General features: G+C 41.1%; 16 protein-coding genes and 2 pseudogenes. 17 read left to right on the top strand and 1 reads right to left on the bottom strand.

Annotated elements, in window-relative coordinates:
- The 13 genes and pseudogenes from ACN6MY_RS11660 to ACN6MY_RS11720 all read left to right on the top strand — a co-directional run.
- Positions 1-1,782 (top strand): hydantoinase B/oxoprolinase family protein, encoded by a 1,782-nt coding sequence (locus tag ACN6MY_RS11660; protein ID WP_419880359.1) that lies wholly within the window; start codon positions 1-3, stop codon positions 1,780-1,782.
- Positions 1,783-1,800: 18 nt separating this feature from the next.
- On the top strand, positions 1,801-3,048 hold the full coding sequence (locus ACN6MY_RS11665) for a hydantoinase/carbamoylase family amidase (RefSeq protein WP_419880360.1): 1,248 nt from the start codon (positions 1,801-1,803) through the stop codon (positions 3,046-3,048).
- A gap of 300 nt (positions 3,049-3,348) precedes the next feature.
- Positions 3,349-4,701 (top strand): NCS1 family nucleobase:cation symporter-1, encoded by a 1,353-nt coding sequence (locus ACN6MY_RS11670; protein ID WP_419880361.1) that lies wholly within the window; start codon positions 3,349-3,351, stop codon positions 4,699-4,701.
- 126 nt (positions 4,702-4,827) lie between these two features.
- A complete protein-coding gene (locus ACN6MY_RS11675) occupies positions 4,828-5,577 on the top strand; it encodes an aspartate/glutamate racemase family protein (RefSeq protein WP_419880362.1) in 750 nt (249 codons plus the stop codon).
- 160 nt (positions 5,578-5,737) lie between these two features.
- Complete coding sequence (locus tag ACN6MY_RS11680) at positions 5,738-6,280, top strand: ECF transporter S component (RefSeq protein WP_419880363.1); 543 nt, start codon at positions 5,738-5,740, stop codon at positions 6,278-6,280.
- A 77-nt stretch (positions 6,281-6,357) separates the two neighbouring features.
- Positions 6,358-7,314, top strand: a complete 957-nt coding sequence (cofD, locus tag ACN6MY_RS11685; protein ID WP_419880364.1) for a 2-phospho-L-lactate transferase — start codon at positions 6,358-6,360, stop codon at positions 7,312-7,314.
- Positions 7,315-7,368: 54 nt separating this feature from the next.
- Positions 7,369-8,121 carry a coenzyme F420-0:L-glutamate ligase gene (cofE, locus tag ACN6MY_RS11690; RefSeq protein ID WP_419880365.1) on the top strand — a complete coding sequence of 251 codons (753 nt, stop codon included), beginning with the start codon at positions 7,369-7,371 and terminating at the stop codon, positions 8,119-8,121.
- Positions 8,122-8,373: 252 nt separating this feature from the next.
- Positions 8,374-9,348, top strand: coding sequence for an LLM class flavin-dependent oxidoreductase (locus ACN6MY_RS11695; RefSeq protein ID WP_419880366.1), 975 nt, complete (start codon positions 8,374-8,376; stop codon positions 9,346-9,348).
- 155 nt (positions 9,349-9,503) lie between these two features.
- Positions 9,504-10,160, top strand: coding sequence for a 2-phospho-L-lactate guanylyltransferase (gene cofC, locus ACN6MY_RS11700; RefSeq protein WP_419884146.1), 657 nt, complete (start codon positions 9,504-9,506; stop codon positions 10,158-10,160).
- Between the two features lie 27 nt (positions 10,161-10,187).
- Positions 10,188-10,850 carry an NADPH-dependent F420 reductase gene (gene npdG / locus ACN6MY_RS11705; protein WP_419880367.1) on the top strand — a complete coding sequence of 221 codons (663 nt, stop codon included), beginning with the start codon at positions 10,188-10,190 and terminating at the stop codon, positions 10,848-10,850.
- 88 nt (positions 10,851-10,938) lie between these two features.
- Complete coding sequence (locus tag ACN6MY_RS11710; protein WP_419880368.1) at positions 10,939-11,217, top strand: hypothetical protein; 279 nt, start codon at positions 10,939-10,941, stop codon at positions 11,215-11,217.
- A 526-nt stretch (positions 11,218-11,743) separates the two neighbouring features.
- Positions 11,744-12,235: a hypothetical protein gene (locus ACN6MY_RS11715; RefSeq protein WP_419880369.1), complete on the top strand. Its 492-nt coding sequence runs from the start codon at positions 11,744-11,746 to the stop codon at positions 12,233-12,235.
- A gap of 102 nt (positions 12,236-12,337) precedes the next feature.
- Positions 12,338-13,087 (top strand): annotated as a pseudogene (locus ACN6MY_RS11720) (zinc-binding dehydrogenase); the annotation flags it as partial.
- Between the two features lie 127 nt (positions 13,088-13,214).
- On the opposite strand, the gene ACN6MY_RS11725 reads toward ACN6MY_RS11720, so the two are convergent.
- Positions 13,215-13,661 (bottom strand): GlcG/HbpS family heme-binding protein, encoded by a 447-nt coding sequence (locus ACN6MY_RS11725; protein WP_419880370.1) that lies wholly within the window; start codon positions 13,659-13,661, stop codon positions 13,215-13,217.
- Between the two features lie 393 nt (positions 13,662-14,054).
- Between ACN6MY_RS11725 and ACN6MY_RS11730 the strand changes: the two genes are divergently transcribed.
- From ACN6MY_RS11730 to ACN6MY_RS11745, 4 genes and pseudogenes are all read left to right on the top strand, one after another.
- Complete coding sequence (locus tag ACN6MY_RS11730; RefSeq protein WP_419880371.1) at positions 14,055-14,828, top strand: helix-turn-helix domain-containing protein; 774 nt, start codon at positions 14,055-14,057, stop codon at positions 14,826-14,828.
- The gene (locus ACN6MY_RS11735; protein ID WP_419880372.1) at positions 14,800-16,257 is read left to right on the top strand and encodes a BglG family transcription antiterminator; all 1,458 of its coding nucleotides are present in this window, start codon (positions 14,800-14,802) and stop codon (positions 16,255-16,257) included. The genes ACN6MY_RS11730 and ACN6MY_RS11735 overlap by 29 nt, the downstream gene beginning before the upstream one ends.
- Before the next feature lie 58 nt (positions 16,258-16,315).
- A complete protein-coding gene (locus tag ACN6MY_RS11740) occupies positions 16,316-16,561 on the top strand; it encodes a PTS sugar transporter subunit IIB (RefSeq protein ID WP_419880373.1) in 246 nt (81 codons plus the stop codon).
- 14 nt (positions 16,562-16,575) lie between these two features.
- Positions 16,576-17,951, top strand: a pseudogene (locus ACN6MY_RS11745) (PTS ascorbate transporter subunit IIC).
- The last annotated feature ends 195 nt before the right edge of the window (positions 17,952-18,146 follow it).

Consider the following 18,146-nt stretch of genomic DNA (forward strand, 5'->3'; position numbering starts at 1 on the left):
ATGAGTGAAGTTAGTACAGAAGTTAAGAAAATTGATCCCATTACCGTTCAGGTAGTCCTTGGTGCACTGGAGAATGTTGCTGTGGAGATGGGCCACAAGCTCGCCCGGATGTCCTATTCCAGTATTATTCGGGAATCAGAGGATTTCGGCTGCGCACTAGTGGATTTTAAAGGACAACAATTATGTGAATCTTCGCATAGTACACCGTTGCAATCAGGCCCAATTCCAGGATATGTATCGGGTATTAGGGAAATTATGGAAGAGCGAAACGACACCTTCTATCCTGGTGATGTCATTATGCACAATTCCCCCTATCATGGAGCATCGCATGGACCGGATGTTGGATTCTGTATTCCTGTATTTTATCAGGATGAACTCATTGGCTTTTCTGTCACCACTGCTCACCATTTAGATATCGGGGCATCCACGCCTGGCAGCTGCGGCATAGTAGATGCGGTGGATGCATATGCAGAAGGGCTTCAATTCAAGGCGATAAAAGTGTATGAAAAAGGCGTGAAAAACCGCTATATTTGGGATTTCTTAAAGGATAATATCCGCGCGCCAAAGCTAGTTGTAGGGGATATGGAAGCGCAAATCGCCGCTGCTAGAATCGGTGCACAACGCTATATCGAAATTATTGAAAAATTCGGGTTGGAAACTGTTCGAGCAGCTAGTGAGGAATTAATGAACTATTCAGAGAAAATGATGAGAGATGCGATTAAAAAGCTCCCTGATGGTGAGTATTCTGCTGAAGGCTATTTAGATGGGTATTTGGATAGTGAAGATCCTTCCAAAAAGGAATTAAGAATTAAAGTAACGGTCAAGGTGGATGGAAGTGATTTAACCGTTGACTTGACAGGGACTTCCCCTCAAGTTTCAGATAAACCAATCAATATGCCATTAGTGGGTACTGTTGATATTGCCGTTTATCTGACTCTTCGTTCCATTTTACTTGACTCGACTATTTATGGGAATTTCCCGCAAAATACAGGACTCACAAGGCCAATAAAGATTGTCGCACCAAAGGGTACATTATGTAATCCGATTTTTCCGGCGCCGACAATCGCCCGTTTCAACTCAGGAAATATCGTGGCGGATACATTGATGAAGGCTTTGTCACAGGTCGTCCCACATCAGGTGAGTGCAGGTGTAGGCAATCTTCAAGTGGTTGCGTTTAGCGGGAAGAGTGAAGACGAAAATTATTGGGTGTACATGGATATTATGGAGGGAAGTTACGGCGGCCGCTTTGGAAAAGATGGTATGGATGCAGTCGATACATTATATGCCAACACCAGAAACAATCCGATTGAAGATATTGAATCCCACTATCCTCTAAGGGTTAACCGTTATGAGTTAAGGGATAACGTTAGTGCACCTGGTAAGTGGCGCGGGGGAATCGGCTCTATTCGGGAAGTGACTTTCTTGGCAGACGGAAGCTTTTCAGTCGAGGCTGATGGATATAAATTTGCGCCATGGGGCTTTGATGAAGGAAAATCCGGTTCTGTTGGAAGCTTATCCATCCGTGACATGGAGACAGGAAAAGTAGTGAAGCTGCCTTCAAAACTGCCAAATAGAAAGGCAACAGAAGGAAGCACGATCCAACTTGTGGGCCCTTGCGGCGGCGGCTATGGCAATCCATTTGAAAGGACTCCTGAAAAGGTGCTGGCCGATTTCTTGGATGAATTCATTTCGAAAGAAATTGCTTTACATGAATACAGAGTGGTCATTACTGAGCAAGAAAAAATAGATTATGAGAAAACAAATGAATTAAGAAATCGTTAGAGTTTATAACTGGAGGCTATGATGAAAACAGTCGTGATCAACAAAGATAGGTTAAAGCTCCACATAGAACAACTTGGCGAAATTGGGAAAACTGCCGATAATGGCGTTCAGCGGCTTGCTTTGTCAGCTGAAGATCGAGAAGCTAACCTTTTAGTTTCTAAATGGATGAAAGAGGCAGGTCTAATTGTGACCCACGATCATTTTGGAAACTTAATTGGAAGAAAGGAGGGGAGGAATCCCAATCTTCCACCTGTCATGATTGGCTCTCATATTGACTCCGTGCGTAATGGCGGTAAGTTTGATGGCGTAATTGGTGTACTCGGAGGAATCGAAGTGGTTCAGGCGATTCAAGAGTCAGGTATAGACCATGATTATCCAATTGAAGTCGTTGCATTTTGTGAAGAAGAAGGCTCCCGGTTCAATGATGGACTGTTCGGCAGCAGGGGGATGGTTGGAAGAGTAAAAAAAGATGATTTAAATAAGGTAGATGATAACCTCGTAATCAGGTACGATGCGTTAAAAAGTTTCGGATTTGACATTAATCCGGATTTAATGAACGAATCTATAAGAAATCCCGGGGACATAAAGTGTTATTTTGAAATGCATATTGAACAGGGCCCTTTTTTGGATAGGAACGATTATCCCATTGGGATTGTCAGCGGTATTGCAGGTCCTTCGTGGTTTAATGTAAAGCTAATTGGGGAAGCAGGACACGCTGGAACTGTTCCGATGAGCCTAAGAAGAGACCCGATGATAGGCGCTGCCGAAGTCATTAAAGAGGTTGAAACTCTTTGTATGAGTGATCCAGATGCAGCCACCGTAGGAACTGTTGGCAGAATTTCCGTTTTTCCTGGGGGAACGAACATTATCCCTGAATCAGTGGAATTCACACTTGATATACGGGATATAGATTTGGAAAGACGAAATGATATTATTCAAAAAGTGGAGAAAAAGATTGAACACGTAAGCAGAGTTAGAGGTTTGAAGTTTTTAATTGAAAAAAATGTGGAGGCGGAACCTGTTAAATGTTCAGACAAACTTATCCAGTCATTAAACCTGACGTGTAAGGAACTGAGTATCAATGCCCCGATAATGGTTAGCGGGGCAGGACATGACGCTATGTTTCTTGCAGAAATTACAGAAATATGTATGGTGTTTGTACGCTGCCGAAACGGAATCAGCCATCAGCCAAAAGAATGGGCAGAAATAGATGATATTGCCTTAGGAACAAATGTACTTTATGAAACGATTCTCAGACATATATAAATTTGTATGGCGGTCAATTGACTGCCATACAAGGATTTTATACAGATAACATTATCAGAATATTTAATATTTTATAATAATTTCATACCATTATCTGCCACGAGGAATCTTATAAGATGTTTTATCCACGAAAGGTGCTAACACCATATAATGTCTAATAAAAAATTTTAGTGAGGTGGTCTGTTTGGAAACAAATTCCGACAGCGTTATTAATCCGGATCCATCTTTATATAATGAAGATTCGCGCCAGTTCCTAAGGTAAAGAGAAATTGGGGCTGGCCATCTTACACGATGGTTTGGATGGGCATGATTCACAATATTGTTTCATATGAGCTTGCAGGAAGCTTGATCGCAATTGGAATGAGCACTTGGCAAGCATTGGCTGCTGTTATACTTTCTAACGTATTCTTGATTGTGGCGCTTTGGTTCAACAGTTCTGCGGGTACCAAATATGGTATACCATTCCCTGTTTTGATAAGGGCATCGTTTGGCTTTAAAGGGGCCCATGTCCCTGTTTTAATTCGAGCTTTTATAGCCATTTTTTGGTTTTCGGTACAGACGTATGTAGGTAGTAAAGCAGTTGGTGCAGTCATTAGTGTAGTTTATCCTGGATGGGTTTCCCTTGGAACCCACACGTTTTTGGGGATGGGGCTAAATGATTGGATAGGCTTTACGATATTCTGGCTGCTGCATGCCTGGGTGATTTCACATGGGATGGAGCGGGTTAGGAATTTTGAATTGTGGGCTGGCCCATTAGTCATTGTGTTAGCTTTAGGATTGGTTTTTTGGGCTATAAAAGTAGCACATGGTATCGGACCCATTTTCTCAGTACCGGCAAAACTTTCTGGAGGGGAATTTTGGAAAAACTTTTTCATCGGTGTTACCGGGATGATAGGTGGATTTGCTACCTTGGTATTAAACATTCCTGACCTCACACGTTTTGCCAAAAGCCAAAAGGACCAAGCAATCGGCCAGGCTATAGGGTTACCAGTGATGATGACGTTTTTTGGTTTCATGAGCATCATCATTACCGTGGGAACAGTCTTTGCTTTTGGCAAACCAATCACCGATCCGGTACAACTTCTGCTTCATTTTAAGGGTCATCCTATTGTGGTCTTATTGGGGGCAATCGCCTTATTGATTGCAACGCTCTCTGTAAATGTCGTAGCAAACGTCGTATCTCCGGCATACGATTTAATCAATTTAATTCCTAGTAAACTCAATTTTGTAAAAGCTGGTTTTATTTCAATTGTGATTGGTGTATTTTTTGCACCATGGCTCTGGTTTAATAATGCAACTTCAGTTTTTAATATTGCGGGAGCAATTGGAGGAGCTTTAGGACCCGTAGCAGGAATTATGATCGTAGATTACTATTTAATAAAAAACAGAAATTATGATTTAAATAGTTTCTTCGTAAAGGAAGGGCATTATACCTATAGAAACGGATGGAATCCGCGGGCATTTATTGCAATGGGATTAGGGGTCATTGTCGCCTTAATTGGACTTGTCGTTCCTGCACTACAGTCTCTTTATACTTATAACTGGTTTTTGGGGATAATAGTTGGCGGATTTGCCTATTATTTCTTGATGCGTTCAAGCCAAAGCCAGTCTGTAACAGTAGGTGAAGGTGAAAATCAAGTTTTACTTAAATAAAAACAAATGAAAGATTCAATTAGCAATACCCAATCCCAACATCTAGATTCAAATGCAATAAGAAGTAGAAATATGTTAACTGATTTTGGATAAAAAAATGATGAAATAGTTGGGGAGGAAAAATAAATGAAAATTAAAGTAATCAATCCGAATACCACTTTGGAGATGACAAAAGGAATTGAACATGCAGCCAAATCTGCCTCACGGCCTGATACACAAATACTTGCAGTTAGTCCCAAAATGGGCCCGGCCTCTATTGAATCCTTTTATGATGAGTACTTAAGCATCCCTGGGGTGCTGGAAGAGGTTAAAAAGGGGGAGGAAGAAGGGGTAGATGCCTATGTTATTGCCTGTTATGGCGACCCTGGTCTTCATGCGGCAAGAGAAGTAACAGATAAACCTGTTGTAGGTATTGCTGAAGCATCACTTTATTTAGCATCCATGCTTGCTGCAAGATTTTCGATTGTAACGGTGTTACCAAGAATTAAAACGATGTTGGAAGACCTCGTTGATTCCTATGGAATGAGTAAACGTGTTTTAAATATTAGATGTACTCCTTTAGGAGTCCTTGATTTTGAAAGAGATCCTGAAGGTGGCATTGAAACGTTAAGGCAGGAAGGAATAAGAGCTGTGGAGGAAGATAAAGCAGAGGCTATTTTACTTGGCTGCGCAGGCATGGCCGAATTTGCTGATAGCCTTGAAAAAGAGTTAGGTGTACCGGTTCTTGATGGGGTAACAGCGGCTGTGAAATTTGCTGAATCCATTGTTGATCTAGGGAAGAAAACAAGCAAACTAAAAACCTATAAATACCCAGAGAGAAAAGAATATGTTGGGGTGTTGGAAACCTTTGGGCAAAGTAAATCTCCCATAAAATAAGCGAATAAATTTATTAGTTCAGTTAAGTTTGGTGGCGACTGGATGTAAATCAGCTGTAATTTTTATAACAATAACAGTTAAAACAGAAAACCCCTTAATTTGCAAGGGGTTTTCTACTCTAATTAGCTGCCACTAACTCAGAGCAAAGGAGATGGAGGAAGTGTCAATTTATAAACTGGTTTTTCTCGGTATGGCAGGGGCCCTTTCATTTGTACTAATGTGGTTGGGTTTTCCAATCATCCCAGCAGCTCCCTATTTGAAATTTGAGCCTAGTGATATTCCATTAATGATAGCTACTATTGTGTATGGGCCAGTCGCAGGATTAATGGCTTTAACAGTAAAGAATCTTATATTTTTCATTACGAATGGCAGCAGTATATTTGGAATTTTTATGAACTTTTGTGCATCTGCCACTTTTTTGCTAGTCATGTCTTTTGTTAACAAAAAAATTAACATTGTGGTTTCTGGAGTCGCAGGTTCGATTGCTATGGCATTGATCATGATTCCATTGAATATGATGATCGTGCCTATAGAATTTGGTACTCCCTTTAAAGAAGTACAGTCTCTTTTACTTCCAGTGTACATCCCTTTTAACCTAATTAAAGGAGTACTAAATACGGTCTTTTTTGTAATATTATGGTCTGTATTAAAAAATAGAACTATAGCACAACTAAAATTCAAGAAGAATTTTAGAAATATATAATAGTTGTTTAACAAAAAATATTTGGAAACTATCTATTGTTTTTCCTCTTACAATATAGAAAGAAAGGTGCTGAAATCATGATATTAACATTAGCCGGAGGGGTCGGAGGATCAAAATTCGTTAAAGGCCTAGCATCTTCTAAACATAAAGAGGATGTTACGGTTGTTATTAATACGGGAGATGACTTTGAAAGATTTGGACTTTATATTTCACCCGACATTGATATTAATCTTTATACACTAGCGGGTCTCATTCATGAGCAAGGTTGGGGTTTTAAAGATGAAACCTATAACACTCAAAATGTCTTTAAAAACCTTTATGATCAAGATTGCTGGTTTAACTTAGGAGACAAAGATTTAGCTACACATATTTATCGAACGCATTTATTACGTCAACGTATTTCCTTAACTGAAATTACAAAAGAACTATGTGAGAAATTAGGCATTTCATTAAAAATACTCCCGATGTCCAATGATCGGATTGCCTCGTATATCCATACTCCAGAAGGACGTTTCCATTTCCAAGAATATCTGATTCAGCGAAGAATGTCTGATCAAGTTTTAAAGATTGAATATCATGGAGCTGCCAATGCCTCTCCCTCACCTGGAGTTCTTGAGAAAATCGCGGAGGCTAATATTATTTTATTTGCTCCAAGTAACCCTTTGGTGAGTATTGGACCCATTTTATCCTTACCAGTAATAAAGGATGCGATTAAGAAAAGTAAGGCTAGGGTAGTGGCAGTAAGCCCTATTGTTAATGGAGGGGTAATCAAAGGTCCTGCAGATCGAATGATGAGAGATATGAATATTGAGGTGTCCCCTGCTGGTATAGTTGATTATTATGAGGGGCTCCTGGATGGCATCGTTATTGATTTCCAAGATGAACAGTACTTTAGTGAATTGAAAAATAGAGGTTTAGAAGTTTTAGTCACAAATACAATCATGGACTCAGATGAAAAAAAGGAATCTTTGGCAAACCAAGTTGTAGAATTTGCGGACCATATCAAAGCAAAGGCTTTAAAACAAAACATATGAATATATTGTTAATCAGTAAATTCTAGAATAATTATAGATGAAGGAAGTAGTCTCATGAATCAAATTGAAATAATTGGTGTTGAAGGGTTGCCTACAATAAAAGAAGGAAACAACCTGGAAAATCTTATCATTAGGGCACTCAATCAACAAGGGGAAAAATTAGAGTATAAAGATGTTGTTGTTGTCACTTCAAAAATAGTTTCCAAAGCAGAAGGTTGTTTAGTAGCAGTAGAAGATTTTCATCCATCAGCATTAGCGATAGAACTTTCCGAATCTTCGGATAAAACCGCAAATGAAATAGAGATGATCCTAAGTGAATCCGCTAGTCCAATAAAAATTACCAACCGTGTCCTTATCATGGAAACAAAACACGGGTTTATCTGTGCCAATGCAGGTATTGACCGCTCAAATATTGAGAACCAAGAGATGGCCCTGTTATTACCGAAGGATCCGGACGCAACCGCAGAAAAAATAAGAAAATCTCTTGAAAATTATTACCAAGTGGAATTGGCGGTGATTATTTCCGATACTTTTGGACGCCCATGGCGCAATGGACAAACGAATATTGCTATAGGTGTTAGCGGGATGCTTGCAATCAAAGATTATAAAGGTCAGTTTGATCAATTTGGAAATAAGTTAGAGGCAACAGAAATAGCTGTGGCTGACCAGATTGCTTCCGCAGCTGAATTAGTTATGGGAAAAAGTGATGGGGTGCCAGTTGCAGTCATTAGAGGTTATTCTTACCCTGATGGGAATGGTACCGGTAAAGATTTAATAAGGCCAAGAGAAATGGACCTCTTCCGTTAATATAAAAATCTAAATTCATGACCAAATATCCGACTTATCCCCATTTCATTTAAAAATTGAAACTTTGTTTTAGTGCTATCTGTTGTTCATCAGTTTGAAAAAATAGGAGAGTGTAAATGTAGTATTTTAACTGGTTGTATTGATGGAGATTAAGAAAATGCCCTTTTAGAGGAGGTGATTCTAGGCAAAAAAATGCTCTTCACTTAAAAATAATATGATATCATGATAAACCAAATTAGGAGGAATGACTTTATGAAACGAATGGGTCTTGCATTTCTTGGTGAACCGACAGTTCCTGAGATGGTTAAAATTGCACAGTTTGCTGAATCTCTTGGCTTTGAATCTGCATGGGTGGCGGAAACCCGCTTTGCGAGAGATGGGTTTGTCCCGGCTGCAGCTATCGCTGCCACTACCCGAAAAATTAAAATCAGTACCGGGGTTGTTAACGTTTTTACTCGCAATCCAGTCATACTGGCAACTTCGTATGCTACCCTCGATGAACTTTCGGGTGGACGGGCAATTTTTGGTGTTGGACCCGGGTCTCCGTTGGTTTTGGAACCTCAGGGGCATACCTTCGCTAAACCGATCACCCGTCTCCGTGAATATCTGCATGTTGCTAAGGGTCTCATTGCTGGAGAAGAAGTTAACTTCCAAGGAGAGTTTGTCAATGTCCAAGATGTCAAGCTGGAGTTTACCCCTTTCCGCCCAGCCATGCCAATCTATCTTGGCGTCACAGGTCCAAAGGCTATGGAATATGCTGGTGAGGCCGCTGATGGCGTACTGATGAACGGTTTTGTTTCTTGCAATTACGTCCGCAGATCAATTGATCGTCTCTCGACAGGTGCGAAGCGGACAGGTCGGGACCTATCTGAAATTGATCGAGCGATTGGGCTCATCACCTCTGTAGATCGCGATCACGACTTGGCCCGTGATCGTGTACGGCCATTTATTGCGATGTATTTGACTCGCTTTCCAAATATCGTCCAGGAAACTGGATATAGTGAAGAATACCTGGCCAAGGTACAAGAAGCAGTGAATAAAGGAGGTTTGGAGGCAGGAGCAAAGTTAATCACGGAAGAGGTAGTCGATGATCTGGCAGCTGCTGGTACACCTGAGCATGTCCGCAAACGGATTGGGGATTACCGGGAGGCCGGTATTGATTGCCCTGTTCTTTTTACCTTTGGTTCTAATATTGAGGAAACTATAGAATCGGTCATTGGGGCGTAAACTCTCCTCCTTTTATTCTTTGGGGAAAGTTAATGTGAAAATTCCCCTTTTTTCAGTGGACAATCGTTGTAAAAAGGGGAATCATTAAGAATTTATAGGAGTAATAAAGGCGGCTTACATAGAATTGTTCGTTATAAGGAGTGATACCAGTGAATATGACCATTGTTATGCAAAAACCGATGAACAGGGCAAAGTCGAGGCTTAAAAACTGGCTCTCTTTATATGAACGCTCTTGCCTTGTTCAATCGATGCTATTTGATGTACTGAATACGTTATCAAGGGTACCAGAAATTGGCGCTTTAGGTATAGTAACGAGTGATCCCCAGGCTATTGTTTTAGCTCAACAGTTTGGCATTCAAATTTTTTATGAAAAAGAAGTTCAAGGAATGAATCAAGCAATAAAGTTTGTCGTGGATGCACTACCTGACGATGTTCAACAACTTTTCATTTTTCCGTCAGATATCCCATTGATATCAGGGAATGAAGTAGGGAATATGGTGAACATGGTGAGAAATATTCCTGTTTCTGTTATTCCATGTAGCAAAGGAATAGGAACCAATGGATTAGTATTATCCCCTCCTAGAGTCATACCTACTGCTTTTGGGGTAGACAGTAAGGAAAAGCATTGTCTTTTGGCTAAAAAGGCAGGGGTAGAGTTCACAATCTTCCATGGTGATACATTATCCTATGACATAGATACAGTTGAGGATTTGCTTTTGTTACAGACTATGGGAGAAGGGACGAAAACCAAAGAGTTTCTGGAAAGACATCAAATTTTTGATAGATTACTGACGGGTCAGGAAACTTTTTGAACTCATTTGGATTGATATTCTACCAAATTGGAAGGTGATATTATGCGTGTAAGTATTATTGGAGGCACGGGAAACCAAGGAAAAGGGTTAGCGCTTCGGCTTGGGAAGGCAGGTTATCAAATTTTACTTGGATCAAGGTCAATGGAAAAAGCAATACATGCAGCTAATGAAATAAAAGAGAAAAATCCGGATATTAATATTGAAGGTCTCGACAATTTTCAAGCCGCAGATAAGGGAGACGTTATTATTTTAACGATACCGTTTCGGTCGATCGATGAAATTATGGAAGGGTTGCATAGGATCGTGAGAGGCAAAGTCGTTGTAGATACATCGGTTGCACTCATTCCAGGAAAACCCCCGACAACGGAACGAATTCCTGAAGGGTCGGTAGCACAAAAAATACAGGAATTGGTAGGAGGAGAAACGCAAGTGGTATCTGCATTCCATACGATTTCAGCTTACCTTTTGCAAGATCTGGATAAAGAACTAAGCGGGGATACCTTGGTTGCAGGGGACAGCCCGGAAGCAAAAGAGATAGTGATGGCATTGGCGGAAAAAATCGGTTTACGGCCTCTAGATGCAGGCCCATTACGGGTTTCCTCAACCTTAGAAGACCTGACTTCCCTTCTCATAGGAATGAATATCAGGTTTAAGAAAAAAAGTATTGGTATAAGTTTTTCGAATATTTAAACTTAAATAATGAGCATGTTGCCCGCACTGGTTTTACAGGTATTGAGGATAGGAGAATGGTTCATGTATAGCCCCATCAGAAAAAATCATGATATACACAACAGGTATCTTTACAGAGTTATCCAACAGAAAACATGAGGCAAATAAAAAAGGGAAAGACTTAATTGGTTTAAGTGTAAGAAGTCCCGATTTACCGCTGCCTCCTTTTGTTGTTGATGCGCTTGTTCAGCATGCTAAAGACATTAACAAATACGGTTATACTTTGAAAGGTACTCCAGAATTTAATGATGCAGTTTGTCATATTTATAAACACATAGGAAGGGACAAAAGCTACGTGCGGGAGAAATTGTACTCTCTGGAGCAATAACCGAGGCGGTATTGTTTAATGCAGGGGACTATGTATCAGTGAAATTTGATGGACTTGGTGAGGTATCCTATAATGCTGTAGTTTAAAAGATACCTAACGAATATCCATTCAGAAGTTACGAACCTAGTTGACACCTGTTTATGATACCTTGGTGAAAGGTGACGCGGTATCAAGTTAAGTATGCAACTTGGCAGTATAATTCAGCAAGCTAAAGAATGTAGAAACTACACAATATACATTGGAAAGGCCTTAAGGGTTGAATAATCTTATCTACTTGCTGCTCTCTGAAAAGAGGGCATTTTTATATTATAGGAGGTTAGTTAATGTAACAATCAAAATCCACCCTCTATTAATTTAGCCTAAAGGCCAATAAACCAATTTCTGGTTGTAAATATGACTTCAGATAGTAATAGGGAGACATTCTACGCTTCACTTCTAGGAACATATGTTCTATAATAAAGGAATATAATACGTAAAAACAGCTCGTTTTAAGAAGATGAATTTGATAAAAGAAAGGTGAAGGAGTATGAAAACATGTCCTTTTTGCGGAAGCGGGATAAAGCAATTGCTCTCCTCTTACTATTGTGATTTCTGTGAACTGGGAATACCAAGAGAGGATATTCAGGAAAAGGGGAAACGTAAGGATTTTCTTCCTGAATTACAGCCCACTGTACAAGATTTATCTAAAAGTACCAGGGAAATTATGCGCTTTTCTATAATCGAGCTTGTATTACTATTGAAATTAGCAAGGAAAGAACGAGCGAATCTCTATAAGCAGAGATACATTTTTGTTCAGTCTATAAAACAAGGTGCTCTTGAATATAGGGAAGGGGAACAATATACGTTTATCGAATATGAAAAAATGACACGGAAATGTTTTGTTTTAGAGAACCTCATACGAGAAAGAATGGGATACTATCCTGCTTTTATCACCAATTCTTTTATTTGGAAACTGGCTGAGCGAATGATTAAAAGCCTTCAAAAAGACATGATAATACATCTTCCAAAACAACGCTAAAAAGTGAAAGCTGGATTTGGATTTTACTCAGAATTCATGTAAATAAAATATTGTGGTGCACTAGAATAATCCGAGTATTCCTTTTTGAATATCCACATCAGACAAGCCGAATTGCTTTACGTGCCGTACGGCAATTTCATGCCTTTCGTTATTCCAGAGTCATGCGAATTGGAGGATGAGAAGCTCCTGTTCCTGTCCGACGTGCTACCGACGGCCTATTGGAGCGTGGACAACAGCGGCGTGAAGCAGGGGGATACGGTGGTGGTGCTCGGCTGCGGCCCCGTCGGCTTGATGGCGCAAAAATTCGCCTGGATGAAAGGGGCCAAACGGGTCATCGCGGTCGACAATCTCCCGTACCGGCTGAACCATGCCAAAAAAATGAATAAGGTCGAAATCTTCAACTTTGAAGATTTCGAAGACATGGGGCTGCATATAAAAGAAATAACGGGCGGGGGTGCGGATGTCGTAATCGATTGCGTCGGAATGGACGGCAAGAAGACGCCATTGGAGGAGGAAGAGCAGAAGGCCAAGCTGGTTGGCGGAACGCTCAGCCCGATCAACATCGCGATGAATGCGGTGCGGAAATTCGGCACGATTCAGATGACGGGGGTATACGGTTCTAAATACAACCAGTTCATGTTCGGAAACATTTGGGAACGAAACGTGAAGCTGACCATGGGACAGGCGCCCGTGATTCATTACATGCCGATGCTGTATCAAAAAATTATGGCAGGCGAGTTCAATCCGACGGAGATCATCACGCATAAAGTGCCGCTCAATCAGGCGCATAACGCGTACAACACCTTTTACAACCATGCGGACGAATGCATTAAATTCGTCCTGAAGCCTTAAATGATGGCATGAGAAGAGGGGCTGTGCCACGGGGTATTGTACCCTGAGGGACAGCCCCATGTGTTTAGCTGATTTATCGTCAATATTGGCGGGACCTAGTTTCGTTATAGGGCTAAAACCGCCAGGTTTACAGCAATCTCCAGGAAGACCCGATCCGCGCCTTCGGATAGGTTTCGAAAGCCCGGACCGCCGCTTTCGAAACCTCAATGTCGTTTGCGACCTTACTGCCGCTTGCGCCGACCGCCCCGACGATTCTCCCTTCGAACGACAACGGAATCCCCCCTCCGAACACGACCACGCGTCCGTGGTTGGTCGTATTGATCCCGTAAAGCTCCCCGTTTGGGACCGCCAACGGAGCAATGCTCGCCGTGGGCATTTTTAGCGCGACCGCCGTCCATGCCTTATTATGGGCGATGTCGACACTGGCCAGCCAGGCATGGTCCATCCGATGAGAAGCAACGAAATTCCCGCCATCGTCTACGATGGCGATCACTTCCGCGATCCCGAGCTCCCTTGCCCGGAGTTCCGCTGCGTGAATCAACACTTTGGCGACCTCTAGAGTGATTTTCAACATCTGCGTCCTCTCCCTCTCGACTGATTCGATACATGATATGAATCATACGCTTTAGGTATGCATTCGATCCCGTCATCATAGGCATTCGTACATCCATGAATGGAGCGGGTAAAATTCTGCTTCTTTTCTTGCTCTCAATTGTATTATCCTAATCCTTAAACCTATATGTGGATATTGCATGTTTGTATTTCAGTTAATTCGTTTGTTTTATAAAAAAACAAACCTCTTCTTCCGGAATAATAGCGGAAATAAATTGCAAATTTTTATTATTGATTTTGTATATTAATGCAAATAAAATAAAAAATGTAAGGGTTTTCATTAATTGGAATTACTGCAATACATTTCCGTGATTTTCGAAGGGAGAGTGCTAAAATCGACATACCATATACGAACTTGACAACTCTTAAATCACGTTCTAAAGAAATCTTACTGGACTTACTTGAGCAGTCAGGGAAAATAACTACTCGTGACTTGGCTGCTCGATATGGTCTTAGTGACCGAAGCATTCGGTATGACTTAGAGAATATCACCCAGGCATGTGAACCGTTAGGGATTCGGTTGGTACATCAACGGCCAGGTGTATGGCTGGAGTTTAACGAAAAGCAGAAAACTTATTTAAAACAGCAGTTAATGCGGGCACGTACTAATAGTTACGAATCAGACCCCAACAGTCGTATGTACCGTCTGCTCGCGGTGTTGTTGACGGAGAATCAACCAATTGTCGTTAAACAAATTCAGAATCTTCTGAATGCTAGTTCGCGCACGATATATGGGGACATGGACAGGGCGGAAGCATGGCTGACTGAAATTGGCCTTCAACTCATACGTAAGCCACATTACGGGGCAAAAGTGGAAGGTCAAGAGTTATTTTTACGGTATGCCTGTTACAATCTTTCAATTGAGACATGTAAACGGTTTGGGGAAATTTCTCTCTTAGACGGGATAGAGGAAATTAGTCTTATGTTACGTGAGCAAACTGATCCCTGTGTCCTATGGTCTTTGGTGACCCAAGATGACCTGGATAGCTTGGTAGGAATTCTTCAAATTACAGCTACAGAATACCCTCGAACATTAACTTTCAAGTTCAGGTTTTTTATTCTATCTAGCGATTATGTTGAAAAGAATTCGATCAGGCAAGATGATTTCATTTACAAAAAAGAATCTTAAGCATCTGCAGGATACAAAGGAATATGAGTTTGCAACTGATTTTGCGGTAAGGATGCGTGAGGTGTTCCAACTGGACTTTCCAGAAGAAGAGGTTGCTTTCATTACTCTATACTTGCTTGGAACATATACCCCGACTCAATTCGATGTGCAAAAGGACTATAACTTAGAAACAGATGCATTTGTGGGTGGTTTAGTTAAGCAGATGTTGACAACAGTTGATGCAGCTTTAGGTATGGTGCTGAGTGCTGATGAGGATTTGATTCATGGCCTTATGATTCATGTAAAGCCTATGGTGTACCGTCTTTTAAACGATATTTCTATCAAGAATGACTTACTTAAGGATATCAAGTCGGAACATGCATTGGAATATTATACGGCTGTCATCGCCGGGCAGTGTCTAGAAGAGTTTCTGGGGAAATCCATTAATACTGCAGAGATTGGCTTTATCGCGTTGCATTTTGGAGCGGCTCTTGTACGAAGTAGGCCTCACCTGCAAATGGATAAAAGTCAAATCAATGTCATAGTCGTGTGTGCTGGCGGAATCGGGACAGGTAAAATTCTCCATTCGCGAATTAAGGAAAATCTAAGCAATTTAAATGTCTTGCGCACCATCGACATGACTCAAGTTCAGGATGTACAACAGTTTGGCGCAGATTTAATCGTCTCGACAGTACCTTTAGGTCAAGTGCAGTTCCCATACATCGTAGTTAATCCACTGCTACCTGAGATTGACCGTGACAGAATTAGCCATTGGGTAGGGCAAAAATATGGGATGACTGGTTTACCTTTGGCCGTCTTAGATTTAAATGCAAAAATTAGGGAAACTATTCAGCAACAATTTCAGATTTCCAGGGTAGACGTAGTAGAGGATAAAATTGACAGGATGTTGTCCCAAATGATTCCCTATCTGACAATCAAGGACGATTTCAGGCAAGAAAATCAATTAAATACTGAGCTTAATGATGGAGAGAAGGTTTACAGAATGCACAGTTTATTAACTGAAAACAGTGTTAAAGTTCAATATAACGCCCATGATCGGGAAGAAGTTGTTGAAATAGTGGGTAATATGCTCGTTAGCACGGGAGCTGTAGAACCCCGATACGTTGATGCGATGAAGACTTCCTTAACCCAAAATGGCCCCTACATGGTCATTGTTCCTGGGGTAGCTATTCTGCATGCAAGACCACAAGATGGTGTAAAACGTGTTTGTATGAGTTTAGTTACACTTTCAGAAGGGATTCGATTTGGGCACAAGGATAATGATCCAGTTGATGTTGCAATCGCATTCGGCGCAGTGGATCAACACCAGCATTTGGAGGCATTGGCAGACTTAATGCGGTTGTTGGCAGATGACAAGTCGATGTTGGATCTTCGTAACGCTCGGAATGTACAAGAAATAATAGATATTATATCTGAGGTATTAATATAACAAAAGTGTAAATAAGAAGGGAAAGTGATGTATGGTGAAAATTCTAGCAGTGTGTGGAATGGGATTTGGAAGTAGCATGGTACTCCGAATGACGATTGAAAGTGTATTAAGGGAATTGGGGATCAATGCAACCGTTGCCACGTCAGATATTGGTACGGCAAAATCGGAGCCTGCGGACATTATTGTCACTTCCTCAGAGTTTTCCAACTTGCTGGCAGACAAACATGTTCCAATTATTGAAATCAAAAATTACGTTGATAAACAAGAGATGAAGGAAAAGTTAATGAAGGTGTTACCTAAATAGGGAGGGAATTGACCATGGTAGTATTGCAATTTATTGTTAATGAGATATTAAGCCAGCCTCCATTACTTGTTGGTATTATGGCGTTAATTGGTCTCATTGCGTTACGGAAGTCTATAAGTGATGTCGTTTCCGGTACACTAAAGGTCATCGTGGGTTTCTTAATTTTGGGTGGAGGAGCCAATATTATAGTTGGTGCCTTGTCTCCACTCGGCGACATGGTGCAGTCCGGGCTCCATTTGCGTGGCGTAATTCCTACCAACGAGGCGATTGTTGCATTGGCCCAGAAAACGTTTGGGGCTCAAACAGCCATTATTATGGCTTTGGGATTTGTTATTAATTTGATTCTAGCGCGCATCACACCTTTAAAATTTATTTGACGGGTCATCACTTGTTCTTTATGGCAACCGTGTTGGCCGTTGTTCTTGGAAGTGCAGGTATTACAGGGGCCAATGAAGTAATTCTAGGTGGAATTTTTCTCGGAACTATCGGCACCATAATGCCAGCCTTGTTACATCCATTTACGAAAAAGGTGACAGGGGGTGCTGAGTTTGCGCTTGGTCATTTTAATTCGCTGGGTTACATCATTTCTGCCGCTATTGGAAAGTTGGTGGGGAAAAACAGCCGGACTACTGAAGAAATCAAAGTTTCACCAAAACTTGGATTTTTGCGAGACTCTTTGGTCATGACTACCCTCACTATGATTATCATCTATGTTATTCTAGCGGTTATTGCTGGTGCAAACTCTATTATGAAATATACAGAGGACAGTAACTATATCATGTACTCATTTACTCAAGGTTTAACGTTTGGAGCAGGCATTGCTGTCGTTTTAATGGGTGTGCGCATGATGCTCGCTGAAATTGTTCCAGCGTTTGAAGGGATTGCTCGTAAAATTGTACCCAACTCATTACCAGCACTTGACTGCCCAACGGTATTTCCATTTGCACCAACCGCGGTTATTGTAGGTTTTATTGCAAGTCTTGTTGGTGGCATCATAGGAATGTTTTTCATGGGCCCGCTTGGTTTGGCGCTAATTATTCCAGGTATGGTGCCACATTTCTTTGATGGAGGTACAGCGGGTGTCTTTGGAAATGCAACAGGTGGCCGTCGCGGGGCTATAGTTGGAGCTTTTGTGAATGGTCTACTGATTACTTTATTACCGGCATTGCTTTTAGCATTCTTAGGCCATTTAGGTCTAGAGAATACTACTTTTGGTGACGCTGATTTCTGTTGGGTTGGTATCCTCGCAGGCAGCATCGCGAAGATGGGAGTAGCGGGTGCATATATCCTGACCATCGTGGTTTGTGCAATTCTCCTCGCTTTTGCCAGTTTTATCACATTACAGAGTAAAAAACGGGCCAACTCTAATGACTCGAGTATAGTTGCTTAATATCACCTCCTTATATAATAACCTCGCGATGAGATGTGAGGTTTAGCTAAACCAGTTTGTTCAAAAAAAATGTTTCTTATCTTGTTTTTAACCATTAAACTTCCTCATGAATGGGCGGTAAAGTATTTACTCGAAAGTATAAACGACTAGTGTTGGATGGTTTATAAAAAGGCAGCTTACCAAAAATTAGGCTGC

Source organism: Peribacillus sp. B-H-3, from assembly GCF_048572925.1.
Taxonomy (GTDB): Bacteria; Bacillota; Bacilli; order Bacillales; family DSM-1321; genus Peribacillus.